24 protein-coding genes are annotated in these 21815 nt (G+C 55.5%); 16 read left to right on the forward strand and 8 right to left on the reverse strand.

Annotated features, from left to right (window positions below; all coding sequences use genetic code 11):
• Positions 1-5: 5 nt before the first annotated feature.
• Together BQ7483_RS04065 and BQ7483_RS04070 are read left to right on the forward strand one after the other, a co-directional pair.
• Positions 6-299 carry a helix-turn-helix domain-containing protein gene (locus tag BQ7483_RS04065; protein WP_055301264.1) on the forward strand — a complete coding sequence of 98 codons (294 nt, stop codon included), beginning with the start codon at positions 6-8 and terminating at the stop codon, positions 297-299.
• Positions 296-607, forward strand: a complete 312-nt coding sequence (locus BQ7483_RS04070; RefSeq protein ID WP_055301262.1) for a helix-turn-helix domain-containing protein — start codon at positions 296-298, stop codon at positions 605-607. The genes BQ7483_RS04065 and BQ7483_RS04070 overlap by 4 nt, the downstream gene beginning before the upstream one ends.
• A 25-nt stretch (positions 608-632) precedes the next feature.
• Here the strand turns inward: BQ7483_RS04070 and BQ7483_RS04075 are convergent, their stop codons facing one another.
• On the reverse strand, positions 633-2102 hold the full coding sequence (locus BQ7483_RS04075) for a site-specific integrase (protein WP_139247523.1): 1470 nt from the start codon (positions 2100-2102) through the stop codon (positions 633-635).
• Between the two features lie 395 nt (positions 2103-2497).
• Between BQ7483_RS04075 and BQ7483_RS04080 the strand changes: the two genes are divergently transcribed.
• Positions 2498-2890 (forward strand): A1S_2505 family phage non-structural protein, encoded by a 393-nt coding sequence (locus BQ7483_RS04080; protein ID WP_072545008.1) that lies wholly within the window; start codon positions 2498-2500, stop codon positions 2888-2890.
• On the opposite strand, the gene BQ7483_RS04085 is transcribed toward BQ7483_RS04080, so the two are convergent.
• Complete coding sequence (locus BQ7483_RS04085; protein ID WP_072544879.1) at positions 2857-4062, reverse strand: multidrug effflux MFS transporter; 1206 nt, start codon at positions 4060-4062, stop codon at positions 2857-2859. The genes BQ7483_RS04080 and BQ7483_RS04085 overlap by 34 nt on opposite strands.
• 210 nt (positions 4063-4272) lie before the next feature.
• Between BQ7483_RS04085 and BQ7483_RS04090 the strand changes: the two genes are divergently transcribed.
• From BQ7483_RS04090 to BQ7483_RS04110, 5 genes are all read left to right on the forward strand, one after another.
• Positions 4273-5514 (forward strand): 3-phosphoshikimate 1-carboxyvinyltransferase, encoded by a 1242-nt coding sequence (locus BQ7483_RS04090; RefSeq protein WP_072544880.1) that lies wholly within the window; start codon positions 4273-4275, stop codon positions 5512-5514.
• Between the two features lie 172 nt (positions 5515-5686).
• A complete protein-coding gene (locus BQ7483_RS04095; protein ID WP_072544881.1) occupies positions 5687-6118 on the forward strand; it encodes a phospholipase in 432 nt (143 codons plus the stop codon).
• A gap of 94 nt (positions 6119-6212) precedes the next feature.
• Positions 6213-7040, forward strand: a complete 828-nt coding sequence (locus BQ7483_RS04100; RefSeq protein ID WP_072544882.1) for a metal ABC transporter permease — start codon at positions 6213-6215, stop codon at positions 7038-7040.
• 35 nt (positions 7041-7075) lie between these two features.
• Positions 7076-7501: a tRNA (adenosine(37)-N6)-threonylcarbamoyltransferase complex ATPase subunit type 1 TsaE gene (gene tsaE / locus BQ7483_RS04105; RefSeq protein WP_022021925.1), complete on the forward strand. Its 426-nt coding sequence runs from the start codon at positions 7076-7078 to the stop codon at positions 7499-7501.
• Positions 7502-7509: 8 nt separating this feature from the next.
• Positions 7510-7728, forward strand: coding sequence for an immunity 17 family protein (locus BQ7483_RS04110; RefSeq protein ID WP_022021924.1), 219 nt, complete (start codon positions 7510-7512; stop codon positions 7726-7728).
• 169 nt (positions 7729-7897) lie between these two features.
• On the opposite strand, the gene BQ7483_RS04115 is transcribed toward BQ7483_RS04110, so the two are convergent.
• The 3 genes from BQ7483_RS04115 to dnaE form a co-directional block, all read right to left on the reverse strand.
• Positions 7898-8233, reverse strand: a complete 336-nt coding sequence (locus tag BQ7483_RS04115) for a hypothetical protein (protein ID WP_022021923.1) — start codon at positions 8231-8233, stop codon at positions 7898-7900.
• A gap of 91 nt (positions 8234-8324) precedes the next feature.
• Complete coding sequence (gene trxA / locus BQ7483_RS04120) at positions 8325-8639, reverse strand: thioredoxin (RefSeq protein WP_072544883.1); 315 nt, start codon at positions 8637-8639, stop codon at positions 8325-8327.
• Positions 8640-8792: 153 nt separating this feature from the next.
• Entirely contained in the window at positions 8793-12590 is a 3798-nt protein-coding gene (dnaE, locus tag BQ7483_RS04125) for a DNA polymerase III subunit alpha (RefSeq protein WP_022021921.1), read from the reverse strand.
• A gap of 182 nt (positions 12591-12772) precedes the next feature.
• Between dnaE and BQ7483_RS04130 the strand changes: the two genes are divergently transcribed.
• The 4 genes from BQ7483_RS04130 (at position 12773) to BQ7483_RS04145 (ending at position 15235) form a co-directional block, all read left to right on the forward strand.
• On the forward strand, positions 12773-13459 hold the full coding sequence (locus tag BQ7483_RS04130) for a phosphatidylserine decarboxylase family protein (RefSeq protein ID WP_022021920.1): 687 nt from the start codon (positions 12773-12775) through the stop codon (positions 13457-13459).
• 7 nt (positions 13460-13466) lie between these two features.
• On the forward strand, positions 13467-14174 hold the full coding sequence (gene pssA / locus BQ7483_RS04135; RefSeq protein WP_072544884.1) for a CDP-diacylglycerol--serine O-phosphatidyltransferase: 708 nt from the start codon (positions 13467-13469) through the stop codon (positions 14172-14174).
• A 63-nt stretch (positions 14175-14237) separates the two neighbouring features.
• Positions 14238-14534: a DUF4834 family protein gene (locus BQ7483_RS04140; RefSeq protein WP_072544885.1), complete on the forward strand. Its 297-nt coding sequence runs from the start codon at positions 14238-14240 to the stop codon at positions 14532-14534.
• A gap of 185 nt (positions 14535-14719) precedes the next feature.
• A complete protein-coding gene (locus BQ7483_RS04145) occupies positions 14720-15235 on the forward strand; it encodes a hypothetical protein (RefSeq protein WP_139247524.1) in 516 nt (171 codons plus the stop codon).
• An 80-nt stretch (positions 15236-15315) separates the two neighbouring features.
• On the opposite strand, the gene BQ7483_RS04150 is transcribed toward BQ7483_RS04145, so the two are convergent.
• Together BQ7483_RS04150 and BQ7483_RS04155 are read right to left on the reverse strand one after the other, a co-directional pair.
• The gene (locus tag BQ7483_RS04150) at positions 15316-15747 is read right to left on the reverse strand and encodes a nucleoside deaminase (RefSeq protein ID WP_072544887.1); all 432 of its coding nucleotides are present in this window, start codon (positions 15745-15747) and stop codon (positions 15316-15318) included.
• A gap of 69 nt (positions 15748-15816) precedes the next feature.
• Entirely contained in the window at positions 15817-16050 is a 234-nt protein-coding gene (locus BQ7483_RS04155; protein WP_021847781.1) for a hypothetical protein, read from the reverse strand.
• 85 nt (positions 16051-16135) lie between these two features.
• On the opposite strand from BQ7483_RS04155, the gene BQ7483_RS04160 reads away from it, so the two are divergent.
• On the forward strand, positions 16136-16501 hold the full coding sequence (locus BQ7483_RS04160; protein WP_072545010.1) for a YraN family protein: 366 nt from the start codon (positions 16136-16138) through the stop codon (positions 16499-16501).
• A gap of 29 nt (positions 16502-16530) precedes the next feature.
• On the forward strand, positions 16531-17304 hold the full coding sequence (locus BQ7483_RS04165) for a biotin--[acetyl-CoA-carboxylase] ligase (protein WP_072545011.1): 774 nt from the start codon (positions 16531-16533) through the stop codon (positions 17302-17304).
• A gap of 300 nt (positions 17305-17604) precedes the next feature.
• On the opposite strand, the gene BQ7483_RS04170 is transcribed toward BQ7483_RS04165, so the two are convergent.
• Positions 17605-18486 carry a hypothetical protein gene (locus BQ7483_RS04170; protein WP_072544888.1) on the reverse strand — a complete coding sequence of 294 codons (882 nt, stop codon included), beginning with the start codon at positions 18484-18486 and terminating at the stop codon, positions 17605-17607.
• Positions 18487-18803: 317 nt separating this feature from the next.
• Here BQ7483_RS04170 and BQ7483_RS04175 point away from each other — a divergent pair, with 317 nt between their 5' ends.
• Both BQ7483_RS04175 and BQ7483_RS04180 read left to right on the forward strand, forming a co-directional pair.
• The gene (locus BQ7483_RS04175) at positions 18804-19382 is read left to right on the forward strand and encodes a helix-turn-helix domain-containing protein (RefSeq protein ID WP_022021912.1); all 579 of its coding nucleotides are present in this window, start codon (positions 18804-18806) and stop codon (positions 19380-19382) included.
• A 103-nt stretch (positions 19383-19485) separates the two neighbouring features.
• Positions 19486-21813: a heavy metal translocating P-type ATPase gene (locus BQ7483_RS04180; protein WP_072544889.1), complete on the forward strand. Its 2328-nt coding sequence runs from the start codon at positions 19486-19488 to the stop codon at positions 21811-21813.
• Positions 21814-21815: the final 2 nt, after the last annotated feature.

Consider the following 21815-nt stretch of genomic DNA (forward strand, 5'->3'; position numbering starts at 1 on the left):
ACGGTATGGAAATTATATGTATGGAAAAACAGACCTTTGACGAATTGGTTGTCCGTCTCAGCATGATCGAGAAAAAAGTCACCGGTATATGTAGTCAGACCAAAGACGCGGCACTGAAAAAATGGATGGACAATCAGGAGGTATGCGGGATTCTCCGAATATCCAAGAGAACACTTCAGGTATATCGCGAGAAAGGACTGTTGCCTTTCACCCGGATCAAGAACAAGTTCTTCTATAAGCCGGAAGATGTACAAAGCCTGTTGGAATCAAGTTATCACCCACAAAAAAGAAAGCCATGAGTTACGATCTTATAAACAGAAAAGACCCGAGAATTGATACTATTTTCAAAGGGCTGGAAAACATGGAGCGCATGATAGACGCAATACGGACGGCTCCAAGGCCCGCATTCCACGGTGATTATTTCCTCACGGACGAGGAACTTTCAAAACTGTTGAAAGTAAGCCGGCGTACCTTGCAGGAATACCGGACCCTCGGTATGATACCTTACTATCTTGTACAGGGAAAAGCCCTTTACAAAGAGTCAGACATACAAAAAGTTCTTGACGACGCATATAAAAGATGCAGGGAAGAACAGCGATGGGTATGAAGCAAAAGTAAAAGAAACGGCCTCTTTACAAGGTCGTTTCTTTGTTGTCGGACAATTGGTATCCGAATTTCCTTCTCCGTTTCTTGACAATAACCTCTTCTTCGTACAAACCAAAAGTTCGGTCCATTCCGGCTGCTTTCAGCCGTTTCATGTCCTCGTCCACTTTCCTGTCAGTCACTTTGGCATAAAGCTGCGTGGTCTCAATACGCATGTGCCCCATCATTTTGCCGACTGTCTCGATTGGAACACCCAATGAAAGGGTTATATGGGTTCCGAAATTGTGTCGTGCCTTATGAAATGTAAGTTCAAATCCGTAAACTTCACCCAACTGGTGGGCGAGCATAATGAAATACGTACGACTATACAGATTGAAGACCTTGTCATCCTTTCTCTGTTCCCGATATTTCTCTATTATCTTCAACGGAATATCCAGCAATCGGACAGAAGACAGTGTTCCTGTTTTCTGGCGATGGATATGAATCCACCATGAACCGTCTTCAGATTGGGTAATATCATTTACCCTCAGTTTTTTCAAATCCGTATAGGCAAGTCCGGTAAAAGTGGAGAAGATGAACATATCCCTTACAAACTGAAGCTGTGGCTTCTCGACAGGTGTTGTAAGCAGTGTCTTCAGGTCTTCCAGCTTCAGATGACGACTTTTCCGTTTGGGCAGTTCAGGATGAAGGCGACAATACGGATCACGGCGGATTGTTCCCTGGCTGACAGCCCGCATGGTCATCTTCTTCAGCCTATAAAGATGTTCATGCACGCTCTTCGGGCTTAAATTCCTGTCCGTCCTGAGAAAAAGTTCAAAGTCATCATAAAAAACACGGTTAAGGTTCCGTAAAAGAACATCCTCTACGCCACGTTTTTCCTCGATGAAAGCCGAAAGATGCTTATATGAACGCTGGTAAGAGTCATAAGTTTCTTTTATCCGGTCTATTCCGATACGTTTCTTAAACTCCTCGTTATGCTCTCTGAAAAGAGCCAGCAGAGTTAACGGTTTCTGACCGACTCCCATCACGGCATTCTTTACCTGCTCTGCCGTAATAAATCCCAGACTGTTCTTAATCCGCCTGTAATGCTCCTTGATTTCTTTGGTCAGATCATCAATAGCCCGGTTGACGGTAATGGCATTCTCACTGCGGCCGTCAGCCCGTCCTTNCTGTTCCGAAGCCATACCCAAAAGTTGATGCTTTACATCCTCTGCTGTTACATCCTCACGGATTGCAGATTGTTCCGCATAGATGCCGAGCGCGGCAGCACGTATTTCATCCAGTCTGTTGTTTATGTCTCTTGCCGCAACACTTTTTCCACACGCCCGTCCGGATGACCACAATGACTGTGGCACACGAAACTTGACACTGAATGCTGTTTCAGAGTGCTTGCCGACAATAAGCCGTGCCATCACGGGACAGTTTCCCCTGGCATCCGCCTCGCTCTTTTTAAGGTAGAACGAAACCTTTACATCTGTCTGATTCATAATCTGTTCCATTGTTTGCAAAATTAACAGAGACAGAGTTAATCATCGGCATGTAAAATATCGTCAGACATCGACAAAGCTATCACCATTGACTTCCGGAACCTATATTTTTCATATCTCAAAAAAAATAAGTACCTTCGCTAAGCCAAAATGATGAAACTGCGTTCTTTACGGTCGGAGCAGAAAGGATTTTCAAACAACTCCATACAACTGGAATGGGCAACGGATAGGTAGCAATTTTTTCGCTTAACTATTCAAAAAACGGCTTCAAAGCACACATTTACAAATGCGGAATAATGCTGCGTATCTCCCTGAAAGCCCAATAGTTTACATTATTCTTCCTAAATCCATCCGAAATCGGGCGAGTTTCCGTATCTTTGCCTCATATCCAAAAATAAAGTAAAATGATGGAAACAAGAATCACATCCCCCCGCATCACCGAGCTGAAGCCCGGCGAGATATTCGTTTTCGGCAGCAACCTGGAAGGAGCCCACGGCGGAGGCGCCGCCCTGCTGGCCTGGAAGAAGTGGGGAGCCGTGTGGGGGCAGGGCGCCGGCCTGCAAGGGCAGACCTACGGTATCCCGACCATGCACGGAGGCCCCGACGCCATCAAGCCCTATGTGGACGACTTCATCCGCTTCGCCCGCGAACACCCCGAACTGACGTTCCTCGTCACGGAGATAGGCTGCGGCATTGCCGGATTCAGGCCGGAGGAGATTGCCCCGCTCTTCAAGGACGCGGTCGGGGTAGCGAACATACACCTGCCTCAACGCTTCTGGGAGGTGCTGAACGCAAAGTAAAGACGCGTGCGCCGACGGCCCAAAGCCACCAGAATACACACCAGCGAACAGAAGGCGCAGACCACGAAGACGATGCCGGTAGACGAAAGGATGTTGCCCATGCCGACCAGGGGCGAAACGATGCCGCCCGCCGCAAAACATACGGCACCGAGCAATGCCGAAGCCGTACCGGAGTTCTCGCGCTGGCTCTCCATGGCCAGGGCCGTACTCGAAGTAAACGTCATGCCCATATTGAACAGCAGCAGCAACATCAAGACCTCGTACAACCAAAAGTTGCAGCCCGACATGAGCGCCACGCACTGAAGCACCGACACGATGGCCATGCCGCAACAGCCGGTCAGCGTACAGCTTTCAGGACGGTGGAACTTGACCGACAAGGCGGCAGCCACTCCGATGGCCAGCGCATTGACACCGAAACAGAGGCTGAAGGCAAAGGCGGAGAACCCATAGTGCTGCTGCACGATGAAGGGCGAGGAAGCGATGTTTGCAAACAGTACACCCTGGGCAAAAGCCATCTGAAGCACATAGCACACGTAACGCCGGTCGCGCAGAACAGTGCCGAAACTGCGGAACGTATCGCCCCACCGCTCGGCCGAACGCTGTTCGCGGGGCAATGATTCCCGGAAGCGCAGGCAGCCGGCCAGCAGCAGGATGCCCAGTCCGAACAGAACCCAGAAAATGCCCTGCCAGCCTATCAGGTCGGTCAGCAGACCACCCACGATGGGAGCTGCTACGGGCGCCACTCCGTTGATGGCACCGATGACTGCCAGCATCTTGGCCAGCTCGCGACCCGCATACTTGTCCGTAGCTACCGAACGAGAGATGACGATGCCGCCCGCACCCGCAATGCCCTGCAACAGACGGAAAGCCACAAACTGCTCGATACTCCGCGAGAACAGGCACAGCAGGGTAGAAGCGATGAACAGCCACATGGCCACCAGCAACGGCAGACGACGCCCGTAGCGGTCACTCAGCGGGCCGAAGAACACCTGCCCCACGGCCAGGCCGATCATACTGGTCGTCAGTCCCAGTTGTACCATCGAAGAAGTGGTATGGAAATAACCGCCCATCGAGGGCAGGCTGGGCAGGTACATGTCGGTGACAAACGGTCCGAAAGCAGTCAGCATGCCCAGCAATATCAACAGAAATACCTTGGAATTTTCTTTTGCCATAATACCTATATCTTAGAAAAGCGGTGCAAAGTTACCATGAATTCCGGAAATCTGTACCACCGCATACCAAGGCCTATCACCCTTTTTGGAAAACATTTTCAGAAGTTAACAACAGGCACTGCAGATGACGCAGATAGCCATCGATTTATTTGCCCCAATTTCCTACTTTTCTTATTTTTGCATCCGTCAAACCAAAGCAAGAACCACAACATGCAATACCGACTCACCGCCCCCGCCTCGCTGCACGCCTCCGTACAGCTGCCCGCCTCGAAGAGCATCAGCAACCGCGCGCTCATCCTCCACGCCCTGTCGGGAGGAGCCACACGCCCCGAGAACCTGAGCGACTGCGACGACACGCAGGTCATGATACGCGCCCTGGACCACATGCCCGACGTGATAGACATCCACGCCGCCGGCACGGCCATGCGTTTCCTCACCGCCTACCTCTGCGTGACGCCGGGCACACACGTCATCACCGGCACCGAACGCATGCAGCAGCGCCCCATCCGCATCCTGGTGGACGCCCTGCGCACGCTTGGCGCACACATCGCGTATGCGGGCAACGAAGGCTTCCCGCCCCTGCGTATCACCGGTACCCGGCTGACGGGTAGCGAAATAGAGCTGGCGGGCAACGTGAGTTCGCAATACATCTCGGCCCTGCTGATGATTGGCGCCGTGCTGCCCGCGGGACTGAAGCTGCAGCTGACGGGCGACATCATCTCGTGCCCCTACATCAACCTGACGCTGCAACTGATGCACGACTTCGGCGCACAGGCCGGATGGACGTCGGAAAGCAGCATCGCCGTGGAACCCGGCGGCTACCGCGACACGCCCTTCCGCGTGGAGAGCGACTGGAGCGCGGCCTCCTACTGGTATCAGATGACGGCCCTTTCGCCCGATACCCCCGAAGTGGAACTGCTGGGACTCCATGCCCGCAGTCCGCAGGGTGACAGCCGCGGTGCCGAGCTCTTTGCCCGTCTGGGCGTGCAGACGGAGTTCACTCCACAGGGAGTGAAGCTCCGCAAGGAGGGCCATCCTGCCGGGCGTCTGGGCGAGGACCTGGTGGACATCCCCGACCTGGCACAGACCTTCGTGGTGACCTGCTGCCTGATGGGCGTCCCCTTCCGCTTCACCGGCCTGCAGAGCCTCAAAATCAAGGAGACCGACCGCATTTGCGCCCTCATCACCGAGCTGCGGAAGCTGGGGTACACCGTGCACGCCGAGCAGGACAGCATCCTGTGGTGGGACGGCGAACGCTGCCCGGCCGACCCACAGCCCGCCATCGACACCTACGAAGACCACCGCATGGCCATGGCTTTCGCCCCCGCCTGCCTCGTGCGCCCTGACATCCGCATCAACGAGCCGCAGGTGGTGAGTAAGTCTTACCCTCGCTACTGGGACGATCTACAGGCAGCCGGATTCGGCATTACGACATATCCCGAAAGCAAATAAGCAGCAAGTTTCCGTTTTTTTAAGCCCATCCTGCCTCGTCATGCCCAGATTCTGTGTATCTTTCGACAAGACAGGCTTCACTTCGGAACCTAAAGCTTGAAAACTTTGTTTTCACTTTGCGCTTCTCTCAGTTTGCACTATCTTTGCACCACGCTATTATATATATAAAGGTATGTGGATACTGATTGTTAGTCTGATAGTCCTGGCCGTGGTAGCAGCCGTAGCCGGAGTGATACGCAACCGCCGCCTGCGCCGGCAGGTGGAAAGCGGCGAGTTGGAAGCCATGCCCGAAGTCGTGGAAGTGGATTCGGAGTGTTGCGGCCAGCACGAGGTGTGCGAAAAGGAAAGTCTGCTGGCAGCCGTCAGCAAGAAGATAGAATACTACGACGACGAAGAACTGGACCAATACATTGGCACGCCCGGCGACGCCTACACGCCCGAGCAGGAAGAGGATTTCCGCGATGTGTTCTACACCATGCAGGAAGAAGACGTGGCCGGATGGGTACGCAGCCTGCAGCTGCGCGGCATCGCCCTGCCGGACAACCTGAAGGACGAAGTGTTCCTCGTGGTCGGGGAACTGAGGGCCAATCCGCATAAAAAATAAGAAGTTAAAGAAGTTAGAAGCCGATACTCTTCACTAACCGCTAACCGTTCATCACTAACCGCTAACTAACCGCTCACCACTAACCGCTAAAAACATGGACCTGTTACAATATACATTCTTCCAACACGCCCTGCTGGGCAGCCTGCTGGCAAGCATTGCCTGCGGGCTGGTGGGCACGTACATCGTGACGCGGCGGCTGGTATTCATCAGCGGCGGACTGACGCATGCCTCGTTCGGCGGCATCGGACTGGGACTGTACACCGGCATCCCGCCCATCCTGTCGGCAGCCGTGTTTGCCGTGCTGTCGGCTTTCGGCGTGGAGTGGCTCAGCAAGCGCAAGGACATGCGCGAGGACTCGGCCATTGCGGTCTTCTGGACGCTGGGCATGGCGCTGGGCATCATGTTCACCTTCCTGTCGCCGGGCTTTGCGCCCGACCTCTCGGCCTACCTCTTCGGCAACATCCTGACCATTACAGCGAGCGACATCGCCCTGCTGGGTGTGCTGTCGGCCGTTCTGGCCGTATTCTTCGGCCTCTACCTGCGGCCCATCGTCAGCATCGCCTTCGACCGTGAGTTCGCCCGTTCGCAAGGGTTGCCGGTGGCCTTCTTCGAATACACCCTGATGATGTTCATCGCCCTGACCATCGTGGCCTGCCTGCGCATGGTGGGCATCGTGCTGGTCATCTCGCTGCTCACCATCCCGCAGATGACGGCCAACCTGTTCTCCCACCGTTTTCTCCGCATCGTGTGGCTGTCCATCGGCATCGGCTACCTCAGCTGCCTGGGCGGCCTGCTGCTGTCGTTCTACCTGAACGTGCCCTCGGGAGCGTCCATCATCTTCTTCTCCATCCTCATCTATGCGGTGTGCAAGATGGGGAAGACCCTTTACATCGCCCGTCTGAAACGGCAGGCGAAACCCTGAAACAATCGTTTATAAGAAACAAAAAGATAGATACAATGGAAATCAACATTCAGTCATTAGACCAGATTCACGAAGCTGCCCGCCAGTTTGTCGAGGCTATGGGCGACAATACCGTCTTCGCCTTCTACGGCAAGATGGGAGCCGGAAAGACCACGTTCATCAAAGCCGTCTGCGAGGAGCTGGGCGTGAGCGATGTCATCACGTCGCCCACCTTCGCCATCGTCAACGAATACCGTTCCGACCTGGCCGGAGAGCTCATCTACCACTTTGACTTCTACCGCATCAAGAAGCTCGAAGAGGTGTACGACATGGGATACGAGGACTACTTCTACAGCGGTGCCGTCTGCTTCATCGAGTGGCCGGAGCTGATTGAAGAGCTGCTGCCGGGCAACACCGTCAAGGTGACCATCGAAGAAGTGGAGAACGGCGCACGCCGCCTGACGATGGAAGAATTAGCCTGAGCGCAGCCATGGCCAGCCAATATCTGATACAAGGCATCTTTGCCGCAGCAGGCATCGTCAGCCTACTGGCGGCCCTGCTGGACTGGGACTGGTTCTTCACGGCACGCAACACGCAGTTCGTGGTGCGCAACGTGGGCCGCCGGCAGGCCCGCCTGTTCTACGGCGTGCTGGGACTGATTCTGATAGCCACCGCCATATTCTTTGTGCTGAACACGCCACCCGCCTGAAGCAGGCCTTCCCAGCCAGTGCTTCGTGACCCTCTGACGAAGTGCTTCGTCACCCCCTCATGAAGCACTGCATGAGCACCTGACGAAGCACTTCCTGAAAACGTCATGCCGTGCTTCGTCAGAAAGCAACGAAGCACGGCATGAACAAAAGAGGAGGAAAACGCCCGACTCATTCGCCGTCGCCCAGCGAGTCGGTATATTCCATTTCGCCCTGAACGACGAAGAGCAGTTCTTCGGGGTCGAACTCGCCCATCTCGTCCTTGCGGGCTTCCTTAATGATATAGTCTACAATCTTCTCCAGGTCGATGTCGATGTAGCCGTCCTCGTCGGGCTGTGCATCGAGGATGCCGCTCTCCACATAGTACTCGTCAATTACGTCGAGGAAGTAATACAGTTCGTCGTCGGAGAACCTGTCCTTCAGGTCCTGCGGCAGATAGTTCTTGATGAACTCGATGGTCTTCTCGTCATCCAGGTCATCCTGCAAGAATTCGTCTACTGTTCCCATGTCATGAATGATTTTAAAAGTGACGAAGGCCGCAAATGCAACCGCCCCGTTACAGGGATACGCCCACATTTGCAGCCATCCTGACTATGATTTATAACAAAGCTTCAATCTTGGCTGCATAAGCCGGTTTGGTAGCGGAACCCACCTGCTTGTCCACCAGTTTGCCGTCCTTGAAGAACAGCACGGTAGGGATGTTGCGGATGCCGAACTCGGCAGCTACGTCGCCGTTCTCGTCCACGTCGCACTTACCGATAAGTACCTTGCCTTCGTATTCGGCTGCCAGTTCCTCGATGATGGGAGCCACCATCTTGCAAGGTCCGCACCACGGTGCCCAAAAGTCTATCACTACAGGCTTTCCTTCTGCGAGGGTTGCCTGATAATTGCTGTCAGTAATCTCCAATGCCATTGTCTTAAGCTTTTAAATTATTGATTGTTATTAGTTTATTCTCTGGTTATTTTTTAACCGATTGCACGGGCAAAGATAGTGAAAGTCGAAAGCAAAAAAAATAAGCTTGCTTAATTTTTTTGCTGAGACGCATCCTATCTTATTCATCGACCACTAATTGATTCGGAAATCCAGCTCCGGACGTTCCTTTAAATAAGAAATCAGCTCACGCCCCACGGAAAGCTTCACCGGACGCGACACCATGTCGAGCGTCAGCTTGGTTTCCGGGTCGGACACTTTGACATAAAGCTCCGTCGAGCCGGGATGTTCCTTGGTAAGGTCGGCCAGCTCGTTCACCAGCTCGGTGTTGAGCACCGTCAGCGGGATGAGGATCGTTATCTTCTCGATGAGCTTCTCCTTGACGTCGGGCAGCAGTTCGATGGACGTTATCTTCAGCTCCAGCTCGTTCTGCCGCCACTGCTTGGGCTGGCAGCGCGCCTTGATATAAAGGAAGGTACGCTCGCCCAGATATCCCTGATAGGTGACCCAGTCGTTGCCGAAGAACGGTATCTCGGCGGCTCCGGAGTAGTCTTCTATCTTGGCGATGCCATACGGATTGCCGTTCTTGCTCGTGCCGCGGCGCAGGGAGGTGACGATGCCGCCCATCGTGATTTCGCGGCCCACGAGCGCCTCCTTGTTCTCAAGCTCGGCCATGTGGGTGTTGCATACATGCTCCAGCACCACGGCATACTCGTCCAGCGGATGGGCGGAAAGATAGATGCCCACCAGGTCGCGTTCCTTGTTCAGGCGGTCCAGGTCGCTCCAGCGTTCGGCCTCGGGCACTTCGGGCGTGGCGATGTCCACCACGTTCTCGCCGCCGAATAGCGAATTGGCAGCCGCGGCCTTGTCAGCCTGATAGCGGTTGCCGTAGCGCACGAGCGACTCCAGGAAGACTTCCCCCTTGGAGTTAAGGGCGAAATACTGCTCGCGGCGCAGCTCGGGGAAGCTGTCGAAACCTCCCGCCAGGGCCAGGCACTCGAGGTTCTTCTTGTTGCAGGCATTGAGGTTGACACGCTGCACGAAGTCGAAGATGCCCTTGTAAGGTCCGTTCTTCCGCCGTTCATCCATGATGCTCTGCACGGCACCCTCGCCCACTCCCTTCACGGCACCCAGTCCGAAGCGGATGTTGCCTTCGGGGTTGACGGTGAACTTCAGGTTACTCTCGTTCACATCGGGTCCCAGCACCTTGATGCCCATCGACTTGCACTCGTCCATCAGCTTAGTGATGGTGGTGATGTCCGAGAGGCTTCGGCTCATGACGGCCGCCATGTATTCGGCAGGATAGTTGGCCTTCAGGTAGGCCGTCTGGTAGGCTACCCAGGAGTAGCACGTGGCGTGCGACTTGTTGAAGGCGTAGGAAGCGAACTTCTCCCAGTCGGCCCAGATTTTCTCCAGCACCTTGGGGTCGTGCCCGTTCTTCTGCCCGCCGGAGATGAACTTCGGCTTCATGTGGTCCAGCTTGTCGCGCAGCTTCTTACCCATGGCCTTGCGCAGGGCGTCGGACTCGCCGCGGGTGAAGTCGGCCAGCAGACGGGAGAGCAACATCACCTGCTCCTGGTAGACGGTGATGCCGTAGGTATCCTTCAGGTACTTCTCCATGATGGGGATATCGTATTCGATGGGCTTGCGTCCCCACTTGCGGTCGATAAAGTCGGGGATGTAGTCCATAGGCCCCGGGCGGTAGAGGGCGTTCATGGCGATGAGGTCCTCGAACGTACTGGGCTGCAGCTCGCGCAGGTACTTCTGCATGCCGGCCGACTCGAACTGGAAGGTTCCGATGGTGCGGCCGTCGCAATACAGTTTGTAAGTGGCGGGGTCGTTGATGGATATCTTGTCGATGTCGAGTTCGATGCCGCGGTGCAGGCGGACGTTCTCTACCGCCTCCTTGATGATGGAAAGGGTCTTCAGGCCCAGGAAGTCCATCTTGATGAGCCCCGTGTCCTCGATGACGGAGCCTTCGTACTGGGTGACGAGCATCTTCTCGCCCGTTTCCTTGTCGTCGGCCGTGCTGACGGGCACCCAGTCGGTGATGTCGTCACGGCAGATGATGGTACCGCAGGCATGCACACCGGTGCCACGCACGTTGCCTTCAAGCATCTTGGCATATTTGATGGTCTCGCGCACCAGCGGGTCGGGCGACGCCTCGGCCGCCTGCAGCTCGGGCACGTAGGCGATGGCGTTGGGCAGGTTCAGCTTCTTGTCGGGAATCTTGTCGGGCACCAGCTTGCACAGGCGGTCGGACTCGGACAGCGGGAGCTTCTCCACGCGGGCCACGTCCTTGATGGCCATCTTGGTAGCCATCGTGCCGTAGGTAATGATGTGGGCCACCTTCTCCTGTCCGTACTTCTCGGTCACCCAGCGGAGCACCTCGCCGCGACCGTCATCATCGAAGTCCACGTCGATATCGGGGAGGGAGATACGGTCGGGGTTCAGGAAACGCTCGAACAGCAGGTCGTACTGAATGGGGTCTATCTTCGTGATGCCCAGGCAGTAGGCCACCGCCGAACCAGCCGCCGAACCACGTCCCGGCCCCACAGACACGCCGAGCTGGGTACGCGCGGCGTTAATGAAGTCCTGCACGATGAGGAAGTAACCGGGGAAACCCATGGTCTTCATGATGTAGAGCTCGAACACGAGGCGTTCCTTCACCTCCTCGCTCAGCGGGTCGCCGTAGAGGCGCTTGGCCCCGTCGAAGGCCAGCTTGGCCAGGTAGTCGGCCTCCAGCTTGATGCGGTACAGCTTCTCGTAGCCGCCCAGACGCTTGATCTTAGCGTTGGCGGCCTCCTCGTCGAGCACCACTTCGCCGTTCTCGTTGCGGGTGAACTCGTTGAACAGGTCCTGTTCGGTATATTTCTTGCGGTATTCCTCCTCCGTACCGAAGTCTTCGGGGATGGCGAAGGTAGGCATGATGGGGGCATGGTCGATGGAATAGAACTCCACCTTGTCCAGAATCTCCAGCGTGTTGGTGAGCGCTTCGGGCACGTCGGCAAAGATCTCGTTCATCTCGGCCTTGGTCTTCATCCACTCCTGCTTGGTGTAGAGCATGCGGGTGGGGTCGTCGAGGTCCTTGCCCGTACTGAGGCAGATGAGGCGGTCGTGAGCTTCGGCGTTCTCCTCGTCCACGAAATGGACGTCGTTCGTACAGATCAGCTTGATGCCATACTTCTTGCTGTATTCCATCAGCTTGGCATTCACCTTCTGCTGCAGGGGATAGGCCTCGTGGTTGGCACGCGGCACGGTGGCCTTGTGGCGTTGCAGCTCCAGGTAAAAGTCGTCGCCGAAGAGGTTCTTGTACCAGCGGATGGCCTCCTCGGCCTCGTCGTACTTGTCGTTGGTTATCTTCTTGGGGATTTCGCCACCCAGGCAGGCGGAGCAGACAATCAGGCCCTCGTGATATTTCTCCAGCTCGTTGCGGTCGGTACGCGGACGCATATAGTAGCCTTTGGTCCAGGCGCGCGACACCAGCTTGATGAGGTTGTGGTAGCCCTTCTCGTTCTTGGCCAGCACCACCAGGTGGTAACCGCTCTGGTCGGGCTTGCCCTCCTTCTTGTCCATCGTGCGTCGCGCCACGTACATCTCGCAGCCGATGATGGGCTTGAAGATGCGGGCTTCCGCCGCAGCTATCTTCTCGCGGCAGTCGGCCAGCGCGGCTTCCTTGTCTTCACACTCCTCCTTGCCGCTCTCGATGTCGGCCATTTTCTTCTTCAGGTCCTTGATTTCTCCCTTCGGGCCACTGTTCTTCTTGTTGACGTAGTTGGTGAACTCCTTGATGCCGAACATGTTGCCGTGGTCGGTCACCGCGATGCCGCGCATGCCGTCCTTCATTGCCTTGTCCACCAGGCGGCTGACACTGGCCTGCCCGTCGAGTAACGAATACTGGGTATGTACGTGTAGATGAACAAAATCTTGCATAAGCACTCCTTTCAAATTGGAGCATAAAGGTACAATGTCTGACATTTTTCACCAAAATATTCATCAAAAAATTGCTCACAGATGCATTTATGCCCCATTTTCTTGCTTGATTTTTAAAATAGCCCTATTTTTGCGGGTAATTACTAATTTAAACCAAATCCCAAGACAAACGGATTGATTACATGGGCAGACTTAAAAGACTAAAGAAAATACGCATACACCGTGAAGGCACCCACACACTGATAGGAAGCCTGATACTGCTGCTGGCAGTTGACTCCGCCCTGTACTTCGGGTTGGAATGCAAGATACCTTTTTATATTGTAGGCGTGGTCAGCCTGGTGGTGTACGGCATACTGGTCAACTTCTTCCGTTGCCCGATACGTCTCTTCGGCCAGGATACGGAGAAAGTGGTGGTAGCGCCGGCCGACGGCAAGGTGGTAGTCATCGAAGAAGTGGAGGAGAATGAATACTTCCACGACCGCCGTCTCATGGTGTCCATCTTCATGAGCCTGGTCAACGTACATGCCAACTGGTATCCCGTGGACGGCACCATCAAGAAGGTGGGCCACCAGAACGGAAAATTCATGAAAGCCTGGCTGCCCAAGGCCAGCACGGACAACGAACGCTCGATGGTGGTCATCGAAACGCCCGAAGGCGTGGAGGTGATGGCACGGCAGATAGCCGGAGCCATGGCACGCCGCATCGTCACCTATGCCGAGCCGGGCGAGGAATGCTACATCGACGAGCACATGGGCTTCATCAAGTTCGGCTCGCGTGTGGACGTCTACCTGCCGCTGGGCACTGAAATACTTGTCAAACTGGGGCAACTGACTACGGGCAACCAGACAGTCATCGCCAAACTAAAATAATCCCATTATGGCCAATTGCATCACCCGTCATATTCCCAACGCGCTGACCTGCCTGAACCTGTTTTCGGGCTGCATCGCCGGCGTGATGGCCTTCGAAAGCCGCTACGAACTGGCATTGCTGTTTATCATCATCAGTGCGACATTCGACTTTTTCGACGGATTGGCCGCCCGCGCACTGAACGCACATTCTCCCATCGGCAAGGACTTGGATTCGCTGGCCGACGACGTCAGCTTCGGCGTGGCACCGTCGATTATCGTCTTCTCCCTGTTCAAGGAGATGCCCTACCCCGACTATCTGGCAGGCACAACTGCCTGGCTGCCCTATGCAGCTTTCCTCATTTCGGTATTCTCGGCCCTGCGCCTGGCCAAGTTCAACAACGACACGCGCCAGGCAACTTCCTTCATCGGCCTGCCCGTGCCTGCCAACGCCCTGTTCTGGGCCTCGTTCGTAGCGGGCTACCATCCGATGCTGACCGGCGGCAGTGTTCATCCGCTCGGACTGCTGGCCGTAGTCTGCCTCTCCTCGTGGCTGCTGGTATCGGAGATTCCGATGTTCTCGCTGAAGTTCAAGAACCTGTCGTGGAAGGACAACAAGGTGAGCTTCATCTTCCTGCTGCTCTGCATCTACTTCCTGGCAACCTTGAAAATACGCGGTTTTGCCGTCTCCATTGTCTGGTACATCCTGCTGTCGCTGTTCACAGGCCGGAAGAAGTGAACTTTCCGTCTGGCACGATTGTTGTAGTAGTGTTATCAGAACCAACTAAAACACTTGATATACATGTTACATTTCTTAGGATTTCTGTTCATACTCATCATAGCGATACTGATTATCGGCCTCAGCGTCATCTTCAGCATTGTACGCGGCTTCTTCGGCTTCGGACGGAAGAAGCCGTCGCCGCGCAACTTCCAGGGCGGCTATACGTTCTACGGAGACAACCGCCAGTCGTCGCGCACCTCCACGACCCCGAACGACGGCATCCGCCCCGAAGAAGGCGAACTCCACATCAAGCACAAGGAGCGCATCTTCTCCAAGGACGAAGGCGAGTATGTGGACTTTGAAGAGATAAAAGACTAACAGCCATGAACAGGGGAGCAATCATCTTAGCAGTATTACTATCGTGGTGCGCGACCGTCGGCCTATATGCACAGGACGACAAACCGACATTCACAGCAGACTTATACGGAGGAATATATCTCAACAATGAACAAGCCTGGCAACTTGAGCCATCCGTCAGCTGGCTTTTCCACAAGTATCTCGGAGTGGCACTTGGATTGGAGTTAACCGGCCAATACAACCAGCCGAGCCGTCAGACCACCATTGACGGACAGGAGGCTGAGCTCACAGACAATGAAAGAAACATCCGATGGGTCATCTTCAAGCCGTCTGTGATACTGAAATCTCCCACCGTATGGGAAAGTGCGGACCACGACTACCGGCTTTGGTTCCAGGTAGAGCCTGGCCTCAGCCTGGCATGCCCATTCCGCAACTCTCTAACCTATGAAATCAAGGAATTCGCGGGAGCAGTCAGCCAAACCGTAGATTACCGACGATTTCCCAATAAAGACCTCCAATGGTTCTACTGGAACGCAAGAGCTTCGGTCAACTTTGCCATCGGCCGTTTCATCCTCAGAGGTGGATATTCCCTTTCCAATCTTGACTATTATTCCGGGCGAAGAAACATTACGTTAGCCAACGGGCAGAAGTTCCATGTTCCCAAGAGAGAATTAAGCCAGGGCATATTCCTGTCAATCGGTTATTCGTTCCATCATTTTTAACCGGTGCCTTCCCATTACGTCCCAATAAGTTAGCAGCCAATACCAACCGCTCACCACTAACCGTTAACCGCTTCCCCCCCTTACCGTTTCCGCTGGAAGAATTCTTTCATCAGGGTGGCACATTCGTCGGCCATCACACCTTTCACCACGACCGTTTTTGGATGAAGGGCCTGCGGCGCATAGCGCTGGTAGCCCCGTTTCTCGTCCTCGGCCCCGAAGACGAGGCGGCCGACCTGTGCCCAGGCAATGGCACCGGCACACATCACACAAGGCTCTACCGTGACGTAGAGCGTGCACTCGTTCAGATACTTGCCGCCAAGGGCCGACGCCGCAGCCGTAATGGCCTGCATCTCGGCATGGGCCGTCACGTCCGTCAGGGTTTCGGTCAGGTTGTGGGCACGGGCGATGATGCGGTCCTTGCACACCACGACCGCCCCGACGGGCACTTCGTCGCGCTCGGCCGCCTTCCGGGCTTCGGCCAAGGCCTGCTTCATGTAATGTGGGTCGTCCATATTGGTCAGGAATTAAAGAAGTTAGAGAAGTTAAAGGAGTTAGAGCCGATACATTGTCTTGCCGACCAATCAGCGCCTCATGTCGTGCTCGCCAAAGAGGGTCGGATAGTCTTCCTCCATATTCTTGTGGATAAACATGAGAATAGTCTCCCTGAACCAGCGCGATTTGTTGGTTATCTTGTACTTCTCCAGATAACGGTCCACAATCCGCAGTTCCTCCTCGCTCATCAGGCACACAATGCGCTGTTCGCGTTTGGGCTCGTCGGGCGTTGCTTTCGCACACGTTTTGTCTCTCTTTCTCATATTTCCTGCAAAATTAGTGTTCCTGCCGTAAATTCAAAGCAGAAAAAGCGTAAATTTGTCTCCCGAGAAGAAAAAAGACGGTAATATGGCAGCACACAACAGACTGGGAAAGGAAGGCGAGGATGCCGTAGCAGCCTATCTGGAGCGGAAAGGCTACACGATACTTCACCGCAACTGGCGCAAGAACCGCCTGGAGCTGGACATTGTAGCCACGCACGACGGCGAGCTGGTGGTGGTCGAAGTGAAGACCCGTACCAACACCGACTACAAGGAGCCTCAGGAGGCCGTGGACTGGCGGAAGGTGCGCCACATCGTCGTGGCGGCCGATGCCTACATCAAGCATTTCGGCATCGACCTGCCCGTCCGCTTCGACATCGTTACGGCCGTCGGCGACCGGCCGCCGTTCCAGATCGAGCATCTGGAGAATGCTTTCTATCCGCCACAATTTTAAGCATAATGAATTTTACGTACAAAACCAAGATGACAACAATTCCTGAACAACCCTCCTTTCCAATCATCAGACTGGAAGAAACCGACTCGACCAACCGCTACCTGAGCGACCTGTGCGACAACGCCCCGTCCGCCCCCGCCGAATATACCACCGTCACCGCCCGCTTCCAGACATCGGGCAAGGGACAGCGCGGCAACTCGTGGGAATCCGAAGCTGGACAGAACCTCCTGTTCAGCACCGTGCTCTACCCCCGTTTCGTCGAGGCACGCCGCCAGTTTGTTCTGTCGCAGATTGTATCGCTGGCCGTCAAGGAAGAGCTGGACACGCATACAGAAGGTATCTCCATCAAATGGCCCAACGACATCTACTGGCACGAGAAGAAGATTTGCGGCATGCTCATCGAAAATGTGCTGGAGGGCAACCGCATCGGCCGCTGCATCCCCGGCATCGGCATCAACCTGAACCAGACCGCCTTCCGCAGCCCCGCGCCCAACCCAGTTTCGCTGAAGCAGATTACGGGCCGTGATTACGACGCGCTGACCGTCCTCAATGGCTTCCTGCGCCGTCTGCACACCTACTACGAAGCCCTGCGCCACGACGAAGACGGCCGCTTTGCCGCCTCCATTGCCCGCCGATACACCGACACCCTCTTCCGCCGCGAGGGCCTGCACCCCTACGAAGACGCCAACGGACGCTTCCTGGCCCGTCTGGCCGATGTGGAACCGGACGGGCGCTTCGTTCTGCAAGACGAGGCGGGACGCTTGCGTAAATACCTCTTCAAGGAGGTGCAATACATCCTTTAAAAGCCTTCACCCCCTTTTCTACCTGTGCCCTACGGCTTGAAACTACCGGTTTCGTTCACACACTAACTATTAAAACGACTGGTTTCACAATCGTTTCATCGCATGAAACTAACAGTTTCATTGAAAGAAACTACTGGTTTCATTCAATGAAACCGATGGTTTCAAAGCATGAAACTATCTTGAAACTCATAGGGGAGTGAACAGGTACGGGCAAGAAACAAATAAGACTTCCCCCTGACCGCCTCGGCAAGTCAGGAGGAAATCCTTCCGTACAATCCCTCCGGCCCGCGGCCGGAGACTTTATTCTTCGGAGGTCAATCCTTCATATTGTTCAAGCACCACCTGCACATGATAGGCGTGCTCCAGTGCCGGATAACGTTCCCTATAGAGAGAAGTGCGGTCCGCAATCACACAACGGAAGTGAGGAGCCGAATTGAAATCACGCGTATCAGGCGAAACGCCGCCATTGGACTCACTCAGAAACAGTTCGTCCGAACGGTTGCCCGACGACAGACGGACGGGCGTGAAGCGTTCGAAGAAAAACTTGCGTGCAAAACCGTCGTCCGTACGCACATTGAGTTCCAGAGGATCTTCGAGTCCGATGGGCTCGGCCGATGCATCGAAGGCATAGCACGAAGAACCGATAACCAGCTGTCCCGCGTTCATCGCTTCGTTCTGATAGACCAACGTATAACCCTTGACGACGGCAGGACCTGAAGAAGCATGCAGCATCTCCTGCTCCAGCGCGCTCTTCTCTTCATCGGTCAGCCCTGCACCCTGCAACATCACGCGGTTGTCTATCACGCCATAAAGATAATAGGGATACCCCACCGTAACCGACAAAAGATAGTCCCACCCGTAACCGTCACGAATAAGGACTTCCGCCTTTCCAGCCTTCAGCGGACGAATAAAGAGCTTGCTCCCTTCGCAACGGGCTTGCAGCACCTCTTCGTTGCTAACTTCCAAACGGAAATTCCCGTCACCACCCTGTATGAGGTACACACGATCGGCCGTTTCAAAAGCCCTCAGAGAGATACGAGGGTTTTCGTTATCGAAAACTTCATTCGGGTTTTCATACGCCAGTTGGATACGTGGAACGCTATCATCCTTCTCGGAACAGGCACTCAGCCCGAGTGACAGCAACGCCAGGCACAACAGGACAAAAGGAGTCAATTTTTTCATGTCGGGATGTTTTTTCTACAAAGGAAAGGATTTGTGGCGAAAGGATGAAACGTTTCCCGAAGTTTCTCGGGCATTTAACTTTCATTGCCAACTCAGCCGTCTATTGTATTCGCCTTTCACTACCTTTTAACAAGATAGGATGCGGCCCGGCAAAAACAAATTGAAAAACGTAGTTTTCATTTGTTTCTGCGCTCTCCTTTCACTACCTTTTGATAAGATAGGATGCGGTTCGGCAGAAACAAATTGAAAACGTTGTTTTCATTTGTTTCTGCGCTCACCTTTCACTACCTTTGCAACAAACAAAGCATTGCATCCCGATGACAGACGAAACCCATACACTTCACATCAAGAATATGGTATGCCACCGCTGCATCCTGGCCGTGGACCACGCCCTGCGTACACTGGGCCTGCACCCGCTGTCTGTGGAGCTGGGCATCGCCGTCACTGCCGAAGAGCTGACACCCGACCTCCGCCTGCAGGTAAAGGCAGCATTGGAAGCCCTGGAATTCGAGCTGATAGACGACCGCCGGATGCAGACGGTGCAACAGATGAAAGACCTCATCGTCGGCCTCGTTCACCAGCCCACGGACGCGCCCCTCCAGACCAACCTGTCCGACTACCTGGCCCGCGCCCTCAGCAAGGACTACAGCACGCTGAGCAAGCTGTTCTCCGAAGCTACGGGTACCACCGTCGAGAAGTATGTCATCGCCCAGAAAATAGAGCGGGCCAAAGAACTGCTGACCTATGGCGAACTGACACTGAACGAGATAGCCGACCGCCTGGGCTACTCGAGCACCGCTTACCTGAGTGCGCAGTTCAAGAGCGTGACGGGCCTCACCCCCACACAGTTCAGGCAACAGAAAGAGAAACGTCGCAGGCCGCTGGACGAAATCTGAGATAAAGACACAATCTTATAACTTATTCCCCGAATTCCATAACAACCGACCGGGAAGTCCGCCGTACCTTTGCAGACGTAAACACCAAAACCAACCGTCAGCAATGGAAAACGAACATACCATCCAACAGAACTTCGATGTACAGGGCATGAGCTGCGCCGCCTGCTCCGCCCGTGTGGAAAAGACCTTGAGCCGGCAGCCGGGCGTCGTCCAAGCCGCCGTCAACCTGGCCACGGCAACGGCTACAGTGACCTACGACCCGTCGGCCTGCAACGCCGCAGCCCTGCAACAGGCCGTAGAGGCCGTAGGATTCGGCCTGACTCCCAAACAGGAAACACCCGCGCCCTCGGAGGCGGAAGACAAGGAAGCGGAACAACTCCGCCAATACCGCGCGCTGAAGCGGCGCACCGTGTGGGCCATCGCCCTCGCCCTGCCCGTGGCCGTCATCGGCATGGCGTTCATGGACCTACCCTATGCCAACTACGTGATGTGGCTGCTCGCTACCCCCGTAGTTTTCGGACTGGGCCACGACTTCTATGCCAACGCCTGGCGTCTGCTGAAGCACCGCGCGGCCAACATGGACACGCTGGTGGCCGTCAGCACCGGCATCGCCTACTTGTTCAGTGTGTTCAACCTCTTCTTCCCCGACTTCTGGCGGTCGCGGGGCATCGAGCCGCATGTCTATTTCGAAGCCTCGGCCGTCATCATTGCCTTCATCCTGCTGGGCCGCCTGCTCGAGGCGCGTGCCAAAAGCCGGACAGCCGACGCCATCAAGAAGTTGATGGGTCTGCAACCGCAGACGGTAACGCTGGTAAATGAAGAATTAAAAATGAAGAATGAAGAACCAGGTTGCGCTGCGCCTGACAGTCCGCAAGGAAATTCTTCATTCTTCATTCCTCATTCTTCATTAAAAGAATCTTATCCATTGGAACAGGTCACCGTCGGCAATCTGCTTCTGGTGAAGCCCGGCGAGCGCGTGCCCGTGGACGGCACGGTCGTGAGTGGTGAGTCGTACGTGGACGAAAGCATGCTGAGCGGCGAACCGCTGGCTGTGGGCAAGCGTGCGGGCGACCGTGTACTGGCAGGCACCATCAACCAGAAGGGCAGCTTCGTCTTCCGCGCCGAGCAGGTGGGACACGACACACTGCTGGCCCATATCATCCGTGCCGTACAGGACGCACAAGGCAGCAAGGCCCCCGTGCAGAAGCTGGCAGACCGCATCGCGGGCATCTTCGTCCCCACCATCATGGCCATTGCCCTGCTGAGCTTCCTCGGCTGGGTACTGTTGGCCCCGACCGACGGCTTCACCCACGGCCTGCTGGCACTGGTGACGGTACTCATCATCGCCTGCCCCTGCGCCCTGGGCCTGGCCACACCGACAGCCATCATGGTGGGCATCGGCAAGGGAGCCGAACGGGGCATCCTCATCAAGGACGCCGAGAGCCTGGAGCGCGCCCGCAGGGTGGACACCGTCGTGCTGGACAAGACAGGTACCGTGACCGAAGGCCGTCCGCAAGTGACCACCCTCCTGTGGAAACACGAAGACAACCGCCACGCAGCCGCCTTCCATGCGCTGGAGAAGCGTTCCGAACATCCGCTGGCCGAAGCCGTCACGCACTACCTGGAAAGCAGTTTTCCCCAATTAGAGAAAAATACTTCTCCAATTGGAGAATTTGAAAGTCTGACCGGACGGGGCATCCGTGGCCGCGTCAGCAATACACTTTACTACATCGGCAACCGTCGCCTGCTGGACGAACAGCAGATTGCCATCGACCCGCAACTGGCGCAGGAAGCCGACCGCCTGGAAGCCGAAGCACAAACCGTCATCTGGCTGGCTGATGAGCACGAAGCTCTGGCCGTGGCCGCCATCGCCGACCGCGTGAAGCCTACCTCTGCCCAAGCCATCCGCCGCCTGCAACGCCAAGGCATCGACGTCCACCTGCTGACGGGCGATAACGAAGCCACCGCCCGCGCCATCGCCGCACAGACGGGCATCCGCCACTACCGAGCCAACGTGCTGCCACAAGAAAAGGCGGCCTACGTGGGCCGCCTGCAACAAGAGGGCAAGACCGTAGCAATGGTAGGCGACGGCATCAACGACAGCGCTGCCTTGGCACAGGCCGACCTGAGCATCGCCATGGGTACGGGTAGCGACATCGCCATGGACGTGGCAGGTATCACCCTGCTGAAGGGCGACCTCGGCAAGCTGTCCGAGGCCCTGCGTCTCTCCCACCTCACCGTGCGCACCATCCGGCAGAACCTGTTCTGGGCCTTCATCTATAATATAATAGGTGTGCCCGTCGCCGCCGGTGTGCTCTACCCCGTCTGCGGCTTCCTGCTCAACCCCATGATAGCGGGAGCGGCCATGGCGTTCAGCAGCGTCAGCGTGGTAACAAACAGCCTGCGGCTGAAGCGCAAGCGGCTGGACTGACA

The organism is Mediterranea massiliensis (assembly GCF_900128475.1).
In the GTDB taxonomy this organism is placed as follows: Bacteria; Bacteroidota; Bacteroidia; order Bacteroidales; family Bacteroidaceae; genus Bacteroides; species Bacteroides massiliensis_E.